The following is a 16,785-nucleotide window of genomic DNA, read 5'->3' as shown; positions in this document are numbered from 1 at the left end:
ACACCCAGAGTGCTTTTCAAACCCGGAAAACTCAATACCTGCGCCACAACCCTCAATCCGTAACGAAAACTTTACGAAAAATACGGATTTCTCCTACACGCGACCCGAACCACCTGCTGCATCACCGCACGCCTTGGGGTATCTCTAAGTCCATAGCTGTACATAACAAGAACGACTTCCCCCTAGCAGGAGAGCAGCATGAAGCAGACGCAATACGTGGCTCGCGAGCCCGATGCGCAAGGTTTTATCGACTACCCCGCCGAAGAACACGCGGTGTGGAACACGCTGATCACTCGCCAACTGAAAGTGATCGAAGGGCGTGCGTGCCAGGAGTACCTGGACGGTATCGAGAAACTCGGTCTGCCCCACGACCGCATTCCGCAACTGGGCGAGATCAACAAAGTCCTCGGTGAAACCACCGGTTGGCAAGTGGCCCGGGTTCCGGCGCTGATCCCCTTCCAGACCTTTTTCGAATTGCTCGCCAACAAACAGTTTCCGGTGGCGACGTTTATTCGTACCCGCGAAGAGCTGGATTACCTGCAAGAGCCGGACATTTTCCACGAGATCTTTGGTCACTGCCCGCTGCTGACCAACCCGTGGTTTGCTGAATTTACCCACACCTACGGCAAACTCGGCCTACAGGCCACCAAGGAAGAACGCGTGTACCTGGCGCGCCTGTACTGGATGACCATCGAGTTCGGCATGGTCGATACCCCAGAGGGCCTGCGCATCTACGGCGGTGGCATCCTGTCCTCGCCTAAAGAAACTGTTTACTGCATGTCGGACGAGCCGGAGCATCAAGCCTTCGATCCGCTGGAATGCATGCGCACGCCGTATCGCATCGACATCCTGCAGCCGCTGTACTTTGTGCTGCCTAACCTCAAGCGCCTGTTCGACGTAGCCCATGAAGACATCATGGCCATGGTCAAGCAAGGCATGCAGTTGGGCTTGCACGCACCGAAATTCCCACCGAAACCCAAGGCCGCGTGAACCGCGACTTTTACTGACAAGTGAGCCTGTCAGTCGGCGCGGCTTTGGTTTAGCGTGTCGGCATTGACGGCCGATAAAGCCCATATAAAAAAACATTCGATACAGGAAACAGACCATGTCCGCTTTGAACCAAGCCCACTGCGAAGCCTGCCAAGCTGGCGCCCCTCAGGTCAGCGACGAAGAGTTGCCGGTACTGATCAAACAGATCCCGGACTGGAATATCGAAGTCCGCGACAGCGTGATGCAGCTGGAAAAGGTTTTCCTGTTCAAGAATTTCAAGCACGCCCTGGCGTTCACCAACGCGGTCGGTGAAATCTCCGAGGCCGAAGGTCACCACCCGGGCCTGCTGACCGAGTGGGGCAAAGTCACCGTGACCTGGTGGAGCCACTCCATCAAGGGCCTGCACCGCAACGACTTCATCATGGCCGCGCGCACTGACGAAGTGGCCAAGGATGCCGAGGGCCGCAAATAATGCATTTCGACGCCATCGGCCGAGTACCCGGCGACCCGATTCTCGGCCTGATGGAGGCCTATGCGCAGGACCCCAACCCGCGCAAATTCGACCTTGGCGTGGGCGTCTATAAAGACTCCCAGGGCCTGACGCCGATTCCGCAATCAGTGAAACTCGCCGAGGCGCGCCTGGTGGATCGCCAGACCACCAAGACCTACATCGGTGGTCACGGCGAGCCAGCGTTTGGCAAAGTCATGAACGAGCTGGTGCTCGGTGCCGATTCGGCGCTGATCGCCGAGCAACGTGCTGGCGTCACCCAGACGCCGGGCGGCACTGGCGCATTGCGTTTGAGCGCGGACTTCATCGCGCAAATGCTGCCGGGCCGTGGCGTGTGGTTGAGCAACCCGACCTGGCCGATCCACGAAACGATTTTCGCCACGGCCGGGGTCAAGGTCAGTCATTACCCATACGTGGGCAGCGACAACCGTCTCGACGTTGACGCGATGCTCGCGGTGCTCAACGAAGCGCCCAAGGGTGACGTGGTGTTGCTGCACGCCTGCTGCCACAACCCGACCGGTTTCGATCTGTCCCATGACGATTGGCGCCGGGTGCTCGACGTGGTGCGCCGCCGCGATCTGCTGCCGCTGATCGACTTCGCTTACCAAGGCTTCGGCGATGGACTGGAACAGGACGCCTGGTCCACCCGGTTGTTCGTCGACGCGTTGCCGGAAGTGCTGATTACCAGCTCCTGCTCGAAGAACTTCGGCCTGTACCGCGACCGCACTGGTGCGCTGATTGTCTGCGCGAAAACCGCCGAGAAGTTGGTGGATATCCGCAGTCAGCTGGCCAACATCGCCCGCAACCTGTGGTCGACTCCTCCGGATCACGGCGCGGCGGTAGTGGCAACCATCCTCGGCGACCCGGAGCTGAAAAGCCTCTGGGCCGACGAAGTGGAAGCCATGCGTTTGCGTATCGCGCAACTGCGCAGCGGCTTGCTCGACGCCCTTGAACCGCACGGCTTGCGTGAGCGCTTCGCGCACATCGGCGTGCAACGCGGGATGTTCTCCTACACCGGGCTGACGGCGGAGCAGGTTAAACAGCTGCGCGATCATCACAGCGTATACATGGTCAACTCCGGCCGGGCCAACGTGGCGGGGATTGACGCGACGCGCCTGGCGCTGCTGGCCGAGGCGATTGCTGAAGTCTGCAAGTAATCCAGGCCATTACACATCCCCCTGTGGGAGCGGGCTTGCTCGCGAAAGCGGAGTGTCAGTCGACATAAACATTGACTGACACACCGCATTCGCGAGCAAGCCCGCTCCCACATTTGATTTGCGTAATTGCTACTGACCTGTCTAGACAATCCCATCCGTCGAAACAAATGGAGATAAAAGTCTGTTTGTCATTTCTCCTGCTGTATCCTGCCCAAGCTTTTTAAAAGCGCGGATCTACCAGATCTATCAACAGACTTTGCGAGGAGCGCGAACATGCACGAGATCCCTAATCTCCCCTTCCCAAGCCTGCACGAAACTGAGCAGACAACCCCGCAACAAGCCAGTGCCCAACAGCCTGAGCCGAAAGAAGCCACTGACAGTCGAAAGGCTGACAGCGAAGACTGAAACACCTGCAATGCCAGACCGTGTGGAAAGCGCTAACATGCGCTTTCCACACCGCCTGAACCCCGAGCCCCCCGCCATGACCGATGATTTTAGTTCGACTTTTAATGAAGAGCAGCAGGCCAGCGTTCTGATCGGCACCGCCGAGAAAATGATCGAGATCTGGAATCGCCTCTCCCCGGAAAAACAAGCCGCCCTGCTCGCCCGTTTCGGCAGTGAAGAAAACGCCCTCGCCGCCCTGGTCACCACGCAACTGGTCGCCCCGGCCAAATCCTGACTCATCCCGCCCAACAAATAGTTTTACTTTTCCACGACCGCTCGCCCCTCGCGCCGCTATCATAAGCAGCCTATCTATCCTGCTGCCCCGTGGACTTTTACCCATGTCAGAAAACCAGCGCCCCCTGGCGGTCACGCTGCAAGTCGTTTCCATCGTCCTGTTCACCTTCATCGGCTACCTCAACATCGGCATTCCCCTGGCCGTATTACCGGGTTACGTCCACAGCGACCTGGGTTTCGGCGCGGTGATCGCCGGGCTGGTGATCAGCGTGCAATACCTGGCCACCCTGCTCAGCCGGCCTTACGCCGGGCGCATTATCGACAACAAGGGCAGCAAACTGGCGGTGATGTACGGCCTCGCTGGTTGCGGTTTGAGTGGGGTGTTCATGCTGATTTCGGCGTGGACGCAAAGTTTGCCGATGCTCAGCCTGATCAGCTTGCTGATCGGCCGACTGGTGCTCGGCAGCGCGGAAAGCCTCGTGGGCTCGGGCTCGATCGGTTGGGGCATCGGCCGGGTCGGCGCGGCGAACACCGCCAAAGTGATCTCTTGGAATGGCATCGCCAGTTACGGCGCCATCGCCATCGGCGCGCCGTTGGGAGTGCTGCTGGTCGATCAAATGGGTTTGTGGAGCATGGGCGTGAGCATCGTGCTGCTGGCCGTGTTGGGTCTGGCGCTGGCCTGGCCGAAAACCGCCGCGCCAATTGTGGTCGGTGAACGCCTGCCGTTCATGCACGTGCTGGGTCGGGTGTTGCCGCACGGCTGTGGCCTGGCGCTGGGCTCGATCGGTTTCGGCACCATCGCCACCTTCATCACCCTGTATTACGCCACGCAGCATTGGTCGAACGCGGTGCTCTGCTTGAGTCTGTTCGGCGCCAGCTTCATTGGTGCGCGACTGCTGTTCGGCAACCTAATCAACCGCCTCGGCGGCTTTCGCGTGGCGATTGCCTGCCTGTCGGTGGAAACCTTGGGCTTGTTGCTGCTGTGGCTGGCACCGGATGCGCATTGGGCATTGGCCGGTGCGGCGTTGAGCGGTTTTGGCTTCTCGCTGGTGTTTCCGGCGCTGGGCGTGGAAGCGGTCAACCTCGTGCCGGCCTCCAGCCGAGGCGCGGCGGTCGGGGCTTATTCGCTGTTCATTGACTTGTCGCTGGGGATTACCGGGCCACTGGCCGGGGCGATTGCGGCGGGATTCGGCTTTGCGTCGATCTTCCTGTTCGCTGCCCTCGCCGCGCTGAGCGGTCTGGCCTTGAGCGTCTACTTGTACCGGCAGGCGCCAAAGCACCGTGAAGCGCGCGACGCCGCTTAGAAATCCACCTTGCCCCGCCCGGCCTTGATGCTGCCGCGCTTGGTCTTGGACTCCAGCCGACGCTTCTTCGAACCGAAGGTCGGCTTGGTCGGGCGGCGCTTCTTTTCGACTTTGGTGGCGCTGAGGATCAACTCGACCAACCGCTCCAACGCATCCGCGCGATTGGCTTCCTGCGTGCGGTATTGCTGGGCCTTGATGATCAACACGCCGTCGCTGGTGATGCGACTGTCGCGCAGCGCCAGCAGCCGTTCCTTGTAGAACTCAGGCAAGGACGAGGCCGCAATGTCGAAGCGCAGGTGCATCGCACTGGAGACCTTGTTGACGTTCTGCCCACCCGCGCCTTGGGCACGAATAGCGGTCAACTCGATCTCGGCATCCGGCAGATGCACGTTGTTGGAAATCACCAGCATGGAAAAAAGCGTCCGTATTCAGAAGCCGCAGGATACCGCGAATACGCCAAAGGAACGCGGTCCCTGTGGGAGCGAGCCTGCTCGCGAAGGCGGTGGGTCAGTCGACATCAATGCTGAATGTACCGGCCTCTTCGCGGGCAAGCCTCGCTCCTACAGGGGTTGGGTGGTGTTCGCGGAGGGTGTGTTTGGCGCAGATCCACTGTGGGAGCGGGCTTGCTCGCGAAGGCGTCGGCACAGCCGACATCAATGCTGAATGTACCGGCCTCTTCGCTGGCAAGCCTCGCTCCTACAGGGTTTCGCATAAGCGCCGCGCTTCGTAGTGCCTGGCCTTCTGGCAGTTGGGTTCTACGCTAAAGCATCCGGATCACGCCGATCAGTCGTTTAAATGGAGAGACCCATGCCTCGTCGCTTGCTTGCTGCTTTCTGCCTGCTGCTGTCATTCAACGCCGCACAGGCCGTCGAACGCTGGGAAACACTGCCGGCCACCCCTGCCCCGATCACCAGCGCCAAAACCGGTCGTGCCGACGTCAATGGCATCAAGCTCTATTACTCGATCACCGGCCATGGCTCGCCCGTCGTGTTGCTTCACGGCGGTCTGGCCAACTCCGATTACTGGGGCAATCAGGTCAAGGCTCTCTCGGCGAAGCACACCGTCATCACACTCGATAGCCGTGGCCATGGGCGTAGTTCGCGAGATGCGCGACCTTACGGTTATGACTTGATGGCGGACGACGTCATCGCGGTGCTCGACAAACTGAAGATTGAGCGCGCCGATTTCGTGGGCTGGAGTGACGGCGCGATTCTCGGGCTGGATCTGGCGATGCGCTATCCGCAGCGCGTCGGCAAAGTGTTCGCCTTCGCCGCCAACACCCAGACTTCGGGGGTCAAGGACGGCGTCGAGAAAAACCCGACCTTCGCCGCCTACATCGAACGCGCCGGTAAGGAATACGCAAAGCTGTCGCCCACCCCTAAAGAGTACGACGCGTTCGTCGAGCAAATCAGCCACATGTGGGCGAGCCAACCGAACTGGACCAGCGAAGACCTGGCGAAAATCAAAAGCCCGGTGCTGATCGTTGACGGCGACCATGACGAGGCGATCAAACGTGAACACACCGAATACATGGCCTCGGCCATCCCCGGCGCCGGCCTGCTGATCCTGCCGAATGTCAGCCATTTCGCGTTTATCCAGGACCCGGCGTTTTTCAATGCGTCGGTGCAGAGCTTCCTGGATGAAAAGTAATCACTGACAGCACCTACAAGGGGTTGGGTGGTGTTCGCCGCGGGTGTGTTTGGCACAGATCCACTGTGGGAGCGGGCTTGCTCGCGAAGAGGGAGTGTCAGACGACATCATCATCGACTGACACGACGTCTTCGCGGGCAAGCCTCGCTCCTACAGGGGGTTTTGTGTGAATCCTGAAACGACAAACCCGGCACATGGCCGGGTTTGTTGTTGCGCCCTGCGTTTACTTCACGCTTGAGTTGGCAGCCTGCAGGGTGTGTTGCGCGCTGCGCTTGTTCTTGATGCCGTAGCAGATCCACATGAACGCGACCCACACCGGGATCGCGTACACCGAGATCTGGATCCCCGGAATCAGCAGCATCACGCACAGGATGAACGCCACGAACGCCAGGCAGATGTAGTTCCCGTACGGGTACCACAGGGCCTTGAACAGCGGCGTTTGTTGGGTCTTGTTCATGTGCTGGCGGAACTTGAAGTGCGAGAAGCTGATCATCGCCCAGTTGATCACCAGGGTAGCCACCACCAGCGACATCAACAGTTCCAGCGCGTTTTGCGGGATCAGGTAGTTCAGCAGAACGGCGATCAATGTCACCGCCGCCGACGCCAGGATCGAACGCACCGGCACGCCGCGCTTATCGATCTTCGCCAGCGCTTTTGGCGCATCGCCCTGTTCGGCCATGCCCAACAGCATGCGGCTGTTGCAGTAAGTGCCGCTGTTGTACACCGACAATGCCGCGGTCAGGACCACGAAGTTGAGGATGTGCGCGGCGGTGCTGCTACCGAGCATCGAGAACACTTGCACGAACGGGCTGCCGCTGTAGGAATCGCCCGACGCGTTGAGGGTCGCCAGCAGGCTGTCCCATGGCGTCAGCGACAGCAGGATGACCAGGGCGCCGATGTAGAAAATCAGGATCCGGTAGATCACCTGGTTGATGGCTTTCGGGATCACGGTTTTCGGCTTGTCGGCTTCGGCTGCGGTGAAACCGAGCATTTCCAGACCGCCGAAGGAGAACATGATGATCGCCATGGCCATCACCAGACCGCTGACACCGTTCGGGAAGAAGCCGCCGTGAGACCACAGGTTACTCACCGACGCTTGCGGGCCGCCATTACCGCTGACCAGCAGATAGCTGCCCAGGGCGATCATGCCGACGATCGCCACGACTTTGATGATCGCGAACCAGAACTCGGCCTCACCGAAGACTTTGACGTTGGCCAGGTTGATCAGGTTGATCAGCACGAAGAAACCGGCAGCCGAAACCCAGGTCGGGATATCCGGGGCCCAGTAGTGGATGTACTTGCCGACCGCAGTCAGCTCCGACATGCCCACCAGGATGTACAGGATCCAGCAGTTCCAGCCCGACAGGAAACCGGCGAAACCGCCCCAGTATTTGTGCGCAAAGTGGCTGAAGGAACCGGCGACCGGCTCCTCGACGATCATTTCGCCGAGCTGGCGCATGATCATGAACGCAATGAAGCCGCAGATGGCGTAGCCGAGGATCATCGACGGGCCGGCGGATTTGAGGACGCCCGCCGAGCCGAGGAACAGCCCGGTACCGATCGCGCCACCGAGGGCGATCAGTTGAATATGGCGATTTTTCAGGCCGCGTTTCAGCTCGCCTGAATGCGAGTTTTGTCCACTCATGAAAAGGGTCTCACGCAAGGTTTGATGATGTTCAGTAGACGTTGCTGCTCGGTTGCAATTTCAAGCAGCGCCGATCAAACCCCAGCGCAAGCACCAGGAGTTCAGCGTATTAACAACGGTCATGCGTCACCTGTTTGTTTTTATCTGTGACGAAATCGAACCCGACACGCTTGTGGCGCGGCGGAGTGAACAAGACGGGTAGCCTTGAAATTTGCGCAGATGCGCAGGAGGTCACAGTTAAAACGCGGCGCATTGTACACCGCTAACCCCCTGCTGCCAGACACCGCTGAATCAGCGCGTCGGTTGCCGGGATTGCCTGTGTCCGCCTCGGGGGTGCCGGGCGGCTGCAAATAAGAAGTCAGACCTTTGCAGGTCATCGACGCAGGCGAGTAAAAAACCGGCCCACGGGGAGAGATGGAGATGAGTCACGGCGTTCATTGCGCCTCCTTCTTGTTATGCACCTGCACGGCAGGCATGGGGCGCATCTCACCCTTCCTACGTCGCTGAAACAAGCACGCCAGAGCCTTTCGCGATCGTCCGTGAACGGCGATGCGGAAGGTTTTCCTTACAACCATAAAAATTGGCGTAATCCATGGATGTTGACGGTGGATTTCGTAAATTGTCCGTTACACGCCGTAACGAAAACTTGCCAAATCAGATCTTTCCGCAGGCTGACTGCAAATTGACGTTAGGAAGCTTCCTAAGGAAAAGGTCGAGTCAGTTTTCTGTTTTTTATAAAGAAATTCGCGCTCAAAAAATGGAATAAAAAATTCAAATAAATCTTATTTAATTATTTTTTTGCATTCCAAAACCCTGTGAACTAGGTTTTCAGCGACTTGCCGGACCGCATCAATCGACAAGTTGGCGAGTTATTCACTGATTGAAAAACACGCCGCTGTTCCTATTCAACAGTCGTAAAAGTCATCTGGGAGATTCACTTATGCAACTGGACAAAGACTTGGAAACAGAACTGCAACTGGACGATTGGTTTGAAGCGCCGACCCATGAAGCCGCCGTTGAAATGATGCAAGCCGACGCGGTTGTTCCGTTCGGCACGGCGATGTGGCCTCTGTAAGCCACTCCGGCGGGCACGATCCGGCCGGTTGTGCCTGCCACATTTGCTCGGTTTGTCAGGGAGGACTACATGGATAAGCAACGCGCTATCTCGCATTTCCTTTACTACCTCGAACAACACCCGGCCCTGGTCGGCATCAACCCGGCAAAGGTCCTGCTCGGACACACCGCCGATTACGAGGCACTGACCGGCGCCATCGCCGAACAGGCCGCTAACAGCTCACTGTTCAGTTTCAGCGCCCTGCGCCTGGATCTGGAACCCACGGATTTTCTGGCCCAGGCAATTGCCGACAGCGATCTGTACATTTTCTTCTACGACTCTTCCACCCTGCCCAACCCACGCCCCGAAGGCCCGGAATTCCTCCGCGCACTGCAAGGAGTGATGGCGCAAAACTGGAAGAAGTCGCTGCTGTTCAAGGATTACGGCGATTACTTCTACGACACCTTCAGTGTCACGCCGCAGCGCATTGCCGGGTTGAACAGCCACTTGATCCAGCGCATGTCCCACGCGACAACCCTCAGCTTCAAAGACGAGCATGGCTCGTGGTTTGAAACACCGCTGAGCAGTATCAAGAAGTGGACGGACATCAACGGTGTCGGCAACTTCGATCTGGCACCCGGCGAGATTGCCACCCACAGCGAGGAGATCAATGGCCGGGTGAAGTTCATGGGGACGTTCCTCAGCACGATTCCGTTTGCGCGCAAGTACGGCGTGCTGGAGTCACCGCTGGAGTTGTGGATCGAGAACTCGACCATCAGCAGAATCGCCACGGACGTGCCGGGGCTTGAGCATGACTTCAACAAATACCTGGATGCCAATCCGTCGAACCGGCGAATCGAAGAGTTGGGCATTGGCACCAACGAAGGCGTGAAGGATCTGTATGCGCGCAACGCCGGGTTCGAGGAGCGCCATTGCGGCTTGCACCTGGGATTGGGTGGCGGGGCCAAGGGCAGCCATCACCTGGACCTGATCTTCTCCGGTGGCGTGTTGGCGCTGGATGATGAGCCGGTGTTCGATGGGCGGTTTGTGTTTTAGGGTTTAACCCGGCCGACGCCTTCGCGGGCAAGCCTCGCTCCTACAGGTTTTGCGTCGCCCTTGTAGGAGCGAGGCTCGCCCGCGAAGAGGCCCTGATATTCACCCCATCACTAAAGCCAGACCAAAAAAAAACGCCAACCCGAAGGTTGGCGTTTTTTATGCGGCGCTTACCGATTACTCAGGCTTGCGACGACCAAAGCCCGGACGCTGGCCCGAACCGGCTGGCGCGCCACGGCGTTTGCCCGATGGAGTGTCCTTGTCGACCAACACGATGCCTGGGCGTTTCTTCCCGACTGGCTTGGCCGGGCGCTTGGTGTCGGCCGGACGATCCGCCACTGGCGTACCGCGACTCGAATCACCACGAGGAGCACCGCGATCGCTACGACCACCGGACGGAGCACCACGGCCTTCACCGCGCTCGGTGCGACCGTTGGCCGGACGTGGCGTGCGTGGACCGCGCTCGCCATCAGCGCGTGGCGCTGCTGGTTTGCGGGCTGGACGCTCACCTTCGATTTGCGGTTCACGGGAGTCACGCGGCGTAGCAGCGGTCTGGTTACCGATGGCTGGACGCAACGAACGCACGCGCTCGGTCTTGCCCATCGGACGCGACGATTTACGCTGCATGCGATCGAGCTTGTCTTTGCTCTTGGCGTTCATCTGCGGCATGGCCACAGGCGTCAGGCCCACTTCAGCACTCAGAATGTCGACTTCGTACTGGCTCATTTCGCGCCAGCGACCCATCGGCAGGTCGGAGTTGAGGAACACCGGACCGAAACGCACGCGCTTCAGACGGCTGACCACCAGGCCCTGGGATTCCCACAAGCGACGAACTTCGCGGTTGCGACCTTCCATCACCACGCAGTGATACCAGTGGTTGAAACCTTCGCCACCCGGAGCCTGCTTGATGTCGGTGAACTTGGCCGGGCCGTCTTCGAGGACGACGCCTGCTTTCAAGCGCTCGATCATCTCGTCATCGACTTCGCCACGCACACGTACCGCATATTCACGGTCCATCTCGTAGGAAGGGTGCATCAGGCGGTTGGCCAGTTCACCGTCAGTGGTGAACATCAGCAGACCGGTGGTGTTGATGTCCAGACGACCGATGTTGATCCAGCGACCTTCTTTTGGTTTCGGCATCTTGTCGAAAACAGTTGGACGGCCTTCCGGGTCAAGGCGGGTGCAGATTTCGCCGTCGGGCTTGTTGTACATGATCACGCGGCGTACCGACTCGGCGGCTTCTTCGCGCTTGATCACCTTGCCATCGATGGTGATGGCGTCGTGCATGTCGACGCGCTGCCCGAGGGTGGCGTCTTTGCCATTGACCTTGATGCGGCCGTGGCTGATCCAGGCTTCCACGTCACGGCGCGAGCCGACGCCGATACGGGCGAGGACTTTCTGCAGTTTTTCGCCTGCTGGGCCGATTTCCTGGTCGTCTTTCTGGTCGTTGATACTCATCTGGGCACCTCCCGGTGTGGTCTGTTCAGGCCTTGCCTGAAGCGATGTAAAACTGGTTCTCGGACGAAGGGATCGCCGGAGGGTCGCGAATCATACGCTCATGCAAGCGTTCGCGCATCAGAGACTAGCTGATGAATGGTGACTTACTTGTGTTTCCGCCGACCGGTGGCACCGAGTTTGATCAGCCGCAGCGCCGCTTCGGCCAGCACAATGCGCTTGTCAGCCTTGTCGAGCTTCTTCCAGGCCTTGATTTCCCGCTTGCTGCGGCCACAGCCGAGGCAGATGTCGTCGGTGAATTTGCAGACGCTGATGCAGGGGTCTTTGGTAGAACTCATTGATGCCTCCAAGATCAAAAGATCGCAGCCTTCGGCAGCTCCTACAGGGGAAATGAGTACATCCGTAGGAGCTGCCGAAGGCTGCGATCTTTTAGCGGCCTCTCAGTCGTCGAATTCGCGGCGTTCAGCTTCGATCGCTTCGGCCAGGGCGCGGGCTTCGGCTTCTTCGTCGCTCAGCTCGGGCTCGGGTTCCGGTTTGTGCTGCTCTAAAGCAGCGACGGCGGCCAGGAGTTTTTCGCGCGCTTCGGCGACACCGAGCACATCGTCTTCCAGTTCTGCTTCCGGTTCTTCTTCGATTGTGGCTTCAGGCTCGGGCTGAAGTTCAACTTCAATCTCCGGCGCGGGTTCCGGCTGCTCCAAAATCTCTTCGGTCTCAGTCACCGCCCCATCGCGCAACAAGTCATCAAAGTCGGTCTTGATCCCCTGCTCCATGTCATCCAGTTCCAGCAACAGCGTGTGGAAACTGGTTTCTTCCTTGGGTTCTTCCGGCTCGGCGCTGGCGTCGGCCAGTTCCTGCAGCCCGGCCGGGACCGGCGCGTCGTCGAAGTCGAGCACCGGGTCAGGCTCCATCTCCCGCAGTTCGGCCAGCGGCGGCAGGTCGTCGAGGTTCTTCAGGTTGAAGTGATCGAGAAACACCTTGGTGGTGGCGAACATCGCCGGTTTGCCCGGCACATCGCGGTAGCCGACGATGCGAATCCACTCGCGCTCCAGCAACGTCTTGACGATGTGGCTGTTGACCGCCACGCCTCGCACGTCTTCGATTTCGCCCCGAGTAATCGGCTGGCGATAAGCGATCAACGCCATGGTTTCGAGCATGGCGCGGGAGTAACGCTGCGGACGTTCTTCCCACAAACGGCCGACCCACGGCGAAAACTTCTCGCGAATCTGCAAGCGATAGCCGGAGGCGACTTCCTTCAGTTCGAAGGCGCGGCCGTCGCAGGACTTGGCCAGGATCGTCAGGGCTTTCTTGAAGACCGGCGGCTCCGGGCGCTCGCCCTCTTCGAAGAGTTCGAACAGGCGTTCAAGCGATTGCGGTTTTCCCGAGGCCAACAGAAAGGCTTCAAGCAGTGGCGCCAGCTCGCGGGGTTCAGTCAGGTTCATGATTCAACTCGTTATTCGGCTCGGGCCCGCACATGGATCGGCGCGAACGCCTCATTCTGCACCAGCTCGACCAAGGATTCCTTGACCAGTTCGAGGATCGCCATGAAGGTCACCACCACCCCCAGCCGTCCTTCCTCAGCAGTGAACAGCTCGACAAAGGGCACGAAACCGCCGCCCTTGAGCCGTTCCAGCACATCGCTCATGCGCTCGCGGGTGGACAACGCCTCGCGACTGACCTGGTGACTTTCGAACATGTCGCCACGGCGCAGGACCTCGGCCATGGACATCAGCAATTCCTCCAGACTCACGTCCGGCAACAGTTTGCGCGCCCGGGCTTCCGGGGCGTCGAGCTTGGGCACCACCACGTCGCGGCCAACCCGGCTCAGGCCATCGATACCCTCGGCGGCAGCCTTGAAGCGTTCGTATTCCTGCAAGCGGCGAATCAGTTCGGCGCGCGGATCGTCTTCTTCAGCCTCGATGGTTTCCGCGCGTGGCAGCAGCATCCGCGACTTGATCTCGGCCAGCATCGCGGCCATTACCAAATACTCGGCGGCCAGCTCCAGGCGCACCGATTGCATCAACTCGACATAGCCCATGTATTGGCGGGTGATTTCCGCCACAGGGATGTCGAGGATGTTGATGTTCTGTTTGCGGATCAGGTACAGCAGCAGGTCGAGGGGGCCTTCGAAGGCTTCGAGGAATACTTCGAGGGCGTCCGGCGGGATGTACAGGTCCAGCGGCATTTCCATGACCGCCTGGCCATAGACCATGGCGAAGGGCAGCTCTTGCTGGGCTCCGGCCTGACTGTCGACGGGTTCTACTGCAGACATCTACGCCTCGGCCATAAACGGCGTCGGATCACCGCAACCGACGCGGATCACTTCAGGTTCGCCGTCGGCCAGGTTGATCACCGTGGACGCCTTGATCCCGCCGAAACCGCCGTCGATGATCAGGTCCACCTGGTGCTCCAGCAACTGGCGCATTTCATGGGGATCGCTCAGAGGATCGGTGTCGCCGGGCATGATCAGGGTCACGCTCATCAGCGGCTCGCCGAGTTCCGCCAGCAACGCCAGGGCGATTGGATGGCTCGGCACCCGCAGACCGATGGTGCGTTTCTTGGCATGCAGCAACAGGCGCGGCACTTCACGCGTGGCGTTGAGGATAAACGTGTAAGGCCCAGGTAAATGGGCCTTGAGGATGCGGAAAGTGCCGGTGTCGATCTTGGCGAACAGCCCCAACTGCGAAAGGTCACTGCAGATCAGCGCGAAGTTGTGCTTGTCGTCGAGCTGACGCAAGCGGCGTACGCGCTCCACGGCGTTCTTGTCGCCGATCTGGCAACCAATGGCGTAGGACGAGTCTGTGGGATAAATCACCACCCCGCCTTTGCGGATGATCTCGACTGCCTGTTTGATCAGGCGCGCTTGCGGGTTTTCCGGATGAATCTGGAAAAATTGACTCACATTCTCTACCTGTTCAGACGGCGGCAATAATTGGGTCATGTTTGAATCGACACCATAACGGTGGCAGATCCTCCGGAACCGGGCGGTATTCACCGATTTCCGACCAGCCTCCAGGGCCATGAAAATCACTGCCGGCGCTGACCAGCAGACCGAACTCGCGGGCAAGAATGGCCAGACTGCCGACCTGTTCGGCGGGCTGATGGCCATTGACCACTTCGATAGCGTGGCCCCCTGCTTGAATATAGTCGGCAATCAGGCGACGACGCTTGCTGCGAGTGAAATCGTAGTGCCACGGATGCGCCAGGCTGACCCAGGCACCGGCGGCACGCAGGGTGGCGACGGTGTCTTCGAGGGTCGGCCAGTGTTGCTTGACGTCACCCAGCTTGCCGGCGCCCAGCCATTTGCGGAACGCTTCAGCGCGATCCTTGACGAAACCTTCGCGCACCATCCAGTCGGCAAAATGCGGACGGGCCGGCGCGTTACCGCTGTCGCCGAGCGCCTGCTGCATCTCGCGGGCACCGTCCATCGCGCCTGGCATACCTTTGAGCGCCAGTTTGCGGCTTATTTCTTCGGACCGTAGCCAACGGCCATCGTGCAATTTGGCGATGGCCTCGACCAACGGTACGGCATTCACGTCAAAGCCGTAGCCCAGCACATGAATGGTCGCACCGCCCCAGGTGCAGGACAATTCGACGCCGTTGACCAGTTGCATCCCCAACGCCGTCGCGGCGCTACGGGCCTCATCGAGGCCTTCGAGGGTGTCGTGATCGGTCAAGGCCAGGACTCGCACGCCTTTCTCGAACGCACGCGCAACCAGTACCGCAGGCGCCAGGGCGCCATCGGAGGCCGTGCTATGGCAGTGCAAATCAACATTCACAGGGCTTTGTAACCTCAAATCAGCTGGCGCTATCGCGCGCCAATATGTTTGTTATTATGCCGACACATCCTGCTTCTGGCTGCCACTGTGAAACAATTCATCGACTTCATCCCGCTTCTGCTGTTTTTCATTGTCTTCAAAATCGATCCACGGGTCGTCGACATTGCCGGTCATGAGGTCACTGTAGGCGGTATTTACAGCGCCACCGCCATGCTGATCATCAGCTCGCTGGTGGTTTACGGCACCTTGTTCATCAAGCAGCGCAAGCTGGAGAAGAGCCAGTGGCTGACCCTCATCGCCTGCCTGGTCTTCGGTAGCCTGACCCTGGCGTTCCACAGCGAGACCTTCCTGAAATGGAAAGCCCCGGTGGTCAACTGGCTGTTTGCCCTGGCCTTCATTGGCAGCCACTTCATCGGCGACCAACTGCTGATCAAGCGCATCATGGGCCACGCACTGGCCCTGCCGGATCAAGTCTGGACCCGCCTGAACATCGCCTGGATCGGGTTTTTCCTGTTCTGCGGTGCTGCAAACCTGTTTGTCGCGTTCACCTTCCAGGACTACTGGGTCGACTTCAAAGTCTTCGGCAGCCTGGGCATGACCCTGCTGTTCCTGGTCGCACAGGGCATCTACCTGTCCCGCCACCTGCATGACGCCGATACCACTACGCCAAAAACCGAGGACTGACATGCTTTACGCAATCGTTGCTACAGACGTCGCCAACTCCCTGGAAGCTCGCCTGGCCGCACGCCCGGCGCACCTCGAGCGCCTGCAAGTGCTCAAGGGCGAAGGCCGCATCGTATTGGCCGGCCCCAACCCTGCCGTTGACAGCAATGACCCGGGCGCCGCTGGTTTTACTGGCAGCTTGATCGTGGCCGAGTTCGAATCCTTGACCGCCGCGCAGGCCTGGGCCGATGCTGACCCTTATATCGCCGCAGGCGTCTACGCCAACGTTTCCGTGAAGCCGTTCAAGCAAGTCCTGCCGTAAATTTCCCCTACGCGATGAACCTTGTCGGTTCATCGCGCTCTCAATCGCTCATTATTCTCGTTTGCCTGCCGACAACTTGCCCAATAACTCGATTGGAATCAGGAGTCGTGATGCGCAAGGGTCCGTTGTGTCTGATGTTGGTGACGTTGTCGATCGTGGCTCCCGCACACGGTGAAGAGGCTGCCACTGGCAGCAATTCCACGCCGCTGTCCCTGAGCGCCGGCAGCCAGATCGCCGAGTTGCAGCAACGCTTGAAAGTCAGCGAGCAGCAACGAGAAGAACTGAACAAACAACTGCAAAATGCCGATGCCGAGCGCGAAAGCGCCCAATTGGCCCGGTTGCGCCAAGAGAACCAGCGCCTGAAGCTGCAACTCAAGGAAGCCCAGGCCAACGGTCCGCTGCCACGCTTGCTGACTGATCAGCAGCAATGGTTCGTCACCGGTGGCGGAGTAGCGCTATTGGCCCTGCTCTGCGGTATCTTTGCCAGTGGAGCAAGTCGAAAACGTCGGCAATGGCTAAATTGAGTGAGT

Annotated in this window: 20 protein-coding genes; 12 read left to right on the top strand and 8 right to left on the bottom strand. The window is 59.4% G+C overall.

Annotated features, from left to right (window positions below; genetic code table 11):
* Positions 1-198 precede the first annotated feature (198 nt).
* The 6 genes from phhA (at position 199) to LOY68_RS08170 (ending at position 4,637) form a co-directional block, all read left to right on the top strand.
* Positions 199-990 carry a phenylalanine 4-monooxygenase gene (gene phhA, locus LOY68_RS08195; protein ID WP_054049250.1) on the top strand — a complete coding sequence of 264 codons (792 nt, stop codon included), beginning with the start codon at positions 199-201 and terminating at the stop codon, positions 988-990.
* Between the two features lie 115 nt (positions 991-1,105).
* A complete protein-coding gene (locus LOY68_RS08190; protein ID WP_123409221.1) occupies positions 1,106-1,462 on the top strand; it encodes a 4a-hydroxytetrahydrobiopterin dehydratase in 357 nt (118 codons plus the stop codon).
* Positions 1,462-2,655 carry an amino acid aminotransferase gene (locus LOY68_RS08185; protein WP_054049246.1) on the top strand — a complete coding sequence of 398 codons (1,194 nt, stop codon included), beginning with the start codon at positions 1,462-1,464 and terminating at the stop codon, positions 2,653-2,655. The genes LOY68_RS08190 and LOY68_RS08185 overlap by 1 nt, the downstream gene beginning before the upstream one ends.
* Before the next feature lie 273 nt (positions 2,656-2,928).
* The gene (locus tag LOY68_RS08180; RefSeq protein WP_256207532.1) at positions 2,929-3,060 is read left to right on the top strand and encodes a hypothetical protein; all 132 of its coding nucleotides are present in this window, start codon (positions 2,929-2,931) and stop codon (positions 3,058-3,060) included.
* Positions 3,061-3,136: 76 nt separating this feature from the next.
* Entirely contained in the window at positions 3,137-3,334 is a 198-nt protein-coding gene (locus LOY68_RS08175) for a hypothetical protein (protein ID WP_265044084.1), read from the top strand.
* A gap of 103 nt (positions 3,335-3,437) precedes the next feature.
* Positions 3,438-4,637, top strand: a complete 1,200-nt coding sequence (locus tag LOY68_RS08170) for an MFS transporter (protein WP_265044082.1) — start codon at positions 3,438-3,440, stop codon at positions 4,635-4,637.
* On the opposite strand, the gene arfB is transcribed toward LOY68_RS08170, so the two are convergent.
* On the bottom strand, positions 4,634-5,047 hold the full coding sequence (arfB, locus tag LOY68_RS08165) for an alternative ribosome rescue aminoacyl-tRNA hydrolase ArfB (protein WP_265044080.1): 414 nt from the start codon (positions 5,045-5,047) through the stop codon (positions 4,634-4,636). The two genes, LOY68_RS08170 and arfB, sit on opposite strands and share 4 nt — an antisense overlap.
* Positions 5,048-5,444: 397 nt before the next feature.
* On the opposite strand from arfB, the gene LOY68_RS08160 reads away from it, so the two are divergent.
* Entirely contained in the window at positions 5,445-6,287 is an 843-nt protein-coding gene (locus LOY68_RS08160; protein ID WP_265044078.1) for an alpha/beta fold hydrolase, read from the top strand.
* A gap of 223 nt (positions 6,288-6,510) precedes the next feature.
* On the opposite strand, the gene LOY68_RS08155 is transcribed toward LOY68_RS08160, so the two are convergent.
* Positions 6,511-7,932: an amino acid permease gene (locus LOY68_RS08155; protein WP_163909039.1), complete on the bottom strand. Its 1,422-nt coding sequence runs from the start codon at positions 7,930-7,932 to the stop codon at positions 6,511-6,513.
* Between the two features lie 940 nt (positions 7,933-8,872).
* Between LOY68_RS08155 and LOY68_RS08150 the strand changes: the two genes are divergently transcribed.
* Positions 8,873-9,007: a hypothetical protein gene (locus LOY68_RS08150; RefSeq protein ID WP_054049237.1), complete on the top strand. Its 135-nt coding sequence runs from the start codon at positions 8,873-8,875 to the stop codon at positions 9,005-9,007.
* 69 nt (positions 9,008-9,076) lie between these two features.
* Positions 9,077-10,042, top strand: a complete 966-nt coding sequence (locus tag LOY68_RS08145; protein WP_265044075.1) for a leucyl aminopeptidase — start codon at positions 9,077-9,079, stop codon at positions 10,040-10,042.
* 174 nt (positions 10,043-10,216) lie between these two features.
* On the opposite strand, the gene rluB is transcribed toward LOY68_RS08145, so the two are convergent.
* The 6 genes from rluB to LOY68_RS08115 form a co-directional block, all read right to left on the bottom strand.
* Positions 10,217-11,497, bottom strand: coding sequence for a 23S rRNA pseudouridine(2605) synthase RluB (gene rluB, locus LOY68_RS08140; protein WP_054049232.1), 1,281 nt, complete (start codon positions 11,495-11,497; stop codon positions 10,217-10,219).
* 143 nt (positions 11,498-11,640) lie between these two features.
* Entirely contained in the window at positions 11,641-11,832 is a 192-nt protein-coding gene (locus LOY68_RS08135) for a DUF1289 domain-containing protein (RefSeq protein ID WP_265044073.1), read from the bottom strand.
* Between the two features lie 102 nt (positions 11,833-11,934).
* Entirely contained in the window at positions 11,935-12,933 is a 999-nt protein-coding gene (scpB, locus tag LOY68_RS08130; RefSeq protein ID WP_265044071.1) for an SMC-Scp complex subunit ScpB, read from the bottom strand.
* A gap of 11 nt (positions 12,934-12,944) precedes the next feature.
* Entirely contained in the window at positions 12,945-13,703 is a 759-nt protein-coding gene (locus LOY68_RS08125; RefSeq protein WP_177331463.1) for a segregation and condensation protein A, read from the bottom strand.
* Between the two features lie 60 nt (positions 13,704-13,763).
* On the bottom strand, positions 13,764-14,393 hold the full coding sequence (locus tag LOY68_RS08120; protein WP_054049612.1) for an L-threonylcarbamoyladenylate synthase: 630 nt from the start codon (positions 14,391-14,393) through the stop codon (positions 13,764-13,766).
* A 13-nt stretch (positions 14,394-14,406) separates the two neighbouring features.
* Positions 14,407-15,270, bottom strand: coding sequence for a PHP domain-containing protein (locus LOY68_RS08115; protein ID WP_054049224.1), 864 nt, complete (start codon positions 15,268-15,270; stop codon positions 14,407-14,409).
* Positions 15,271-15,357: 87 nt separating this feature from the next.
* Between LOY68_RS08115 and LOY68_RS08110 the strand changes: the two genes are divergently transcribed.
* From LOY68_RS08110 to LOY68_RS08100, 3 genes are all read left to right on the top strand, one after another.
* Entirely contained in the window at positions 15,358-15,954 is a 597-nt protein-coding gene (locus LOY68_RS08110; protein ID WP_163909035.1) for a septation protein A, read from the top strand.
* A gap of 1 nt (position 15,955) precedes the next feature.
* A complete protein-coding gene (locus tag LOY68_RS08105) occupies positions 15,956-16,255 on the top strand; it encodes a YciI family protein (RefSeq protein WP_054049220.1) in 300 nt (99 codons plus the stop codon).
* Positions 16,256-16,365: 110 nt separating this feature from the next.
* A complete protein-coding gene (locus LOY68_RS08100; RefSeq protein ID WP_265044067.1) occupies positions 16,366-16,779 on the top strand; it encodes a translation initiation factor 2 in 414 nt (137 codons plus the stop codon).
* The last annotated feature ends 6 nt before the right edge of the window (positions 16,780-16,785 follow it).

Origin of the sequence: Pseudomonas sp. B21-053 (assembly GCF_026016365.1) — a bacterium.
Lineage (GTDB): Bacteria > Pseudomonadota > Gammaproteobacteria > Pseudomonadales > Pseudomonadaceae > Aquipseudomonas > Aquipseudomonas nunensis.
The sequence above is the reverse complement of the archived record's forward strand: the minus strand, read 5'-3'. Positions and strand labels throughout refer to the sequence as shown.

What these genes read in the sequence shown, in the direction of transcription:
- LOY68_RS08105 (WP_054049220.1), top strand. Translation starts at nt 15,956, where the DNA reads ATGCTTTACGCAATCGTTGCTACAGACGTCGCCAACTCCCTGGAAGCT.
- LOY68_RS08185 (WP_054049246.1), top strand. Translation starts at nt 1,462, where the DNA reads ATGCATTTCGACGCCATCGGCCGAGTACCCGGCGACCCGATTCTCGGC.
- LOY68_RS08125 (WP_177331463.1), bottom strand. Translation starts at nt 13,703, where the DNA reads ATGGTCTATGGCCAGGCGGTCATGGAAATGCCGCTGGACCTGTACATC.
- arfB (WP_265044080.1), bottom strand. Translation starts at nt 5,047, where the DNA reads ATGCTGGTGATTTCCAACAACGTGCATCTGCCGGATGCCGAGATCGAG.
- LOY68_RS08180 (WP_256207532.1), top strand. Translation starts at nt 2,929, where the DNA reads ATGCACGAGATCCCTAATCTCCCCTTCCCAAGCCTGCACGAAACTGAG.
- LOY68_RS08190 (WP_123409221.1), top strand. Translation starts at nt 1,106, where the DNA reads ATGTCCGCTTTGAACCAAGCCCACTGCGAAGCCTGCCAAGCTGGCGCC.
- scpB (WP_265044071.1), bottom strand. Translation starts at nt 12,933, where the DNA reads ATGAACCTGACTGAACCCCGCGAGCTGGCGCCACTGCTTGAAGCCTTT.
- LOY68_RS08150 (WP_054049237.1), top strand. Translation starts at nt 8,873, where the DNA reads ATGCAACTGGACAAAGACTTGGAAACAGAACTGCAACTGGACGATTGG.
- LOY68_RS08160 (WP_265044078.1), top strand. Translation starts at nt 5,445, where the DNA reads ATGCCTCGTCGCTTGCTTGCTGCTTTCTGCCTGCTGCTGTCATTCAAC.
- LOY68_RS08175 (WP_265044084.1), top strand. Translation starts at nt 3,137, where the DNA reads ATGACCGATGATTTTAGTTCGACTTTTAATGAAGAGCAGCAGGCCAGC.
- LOY68_RS08135 (WP_265044073.1), bottom strand. Translation starts at nt 11,832, where the DNA reads ATGAGTTCTACCAAAGACCCCTGCATCAGCGTCTGCAAATTCACCGAC.
- LOY68_RS08145 (WP_265044075.1), top strand. Translation starts at nt 9,077, where the DNA reads ATGGATAAGCAACGCGCTATCTCGCATTTCCTTTACTACCTCGAACAA.
- LOY68_RS08170 (WP_265044082.1), top strand. Translation starts at nt 3,438, where the DNA reads ATGTCAGAAAACCAGCGCCCCCTGGCGGTCACGCTGCAAGTCGTTTCC.
- phhA (WP_054049250.1), top strand. Translation starts at nt 199, where the DNA reads ATGAAGCAGACGCAATACGTGGCTCGCGAGCCCGATGCGCAAGGTTTT.
- rluB (WP_054049232.1), bottom strand. Translation starts at nt 11,497, where the DNA reads ATGAGTATCAACGACCAGAAAGACGACCAGGAAATCGGCCCAGCAGGC.
- LOY68_RS08100 (WP_265044067.1), top strand. Translation starts at nt 16,366, where the DNA reads ATGCGCAAGGGTCCGTTGTGTCTGATGTTGGTGACGTTGTCGATCGTG.
- LOY68_RS08155 (WP_163909039.1), bottom strand. Translation starts at nt 7,932, where the DNA reads ATGAGTGGACAAAACTCGCATTCAGGCGAGCTGAAACGCGGCCTGAAA.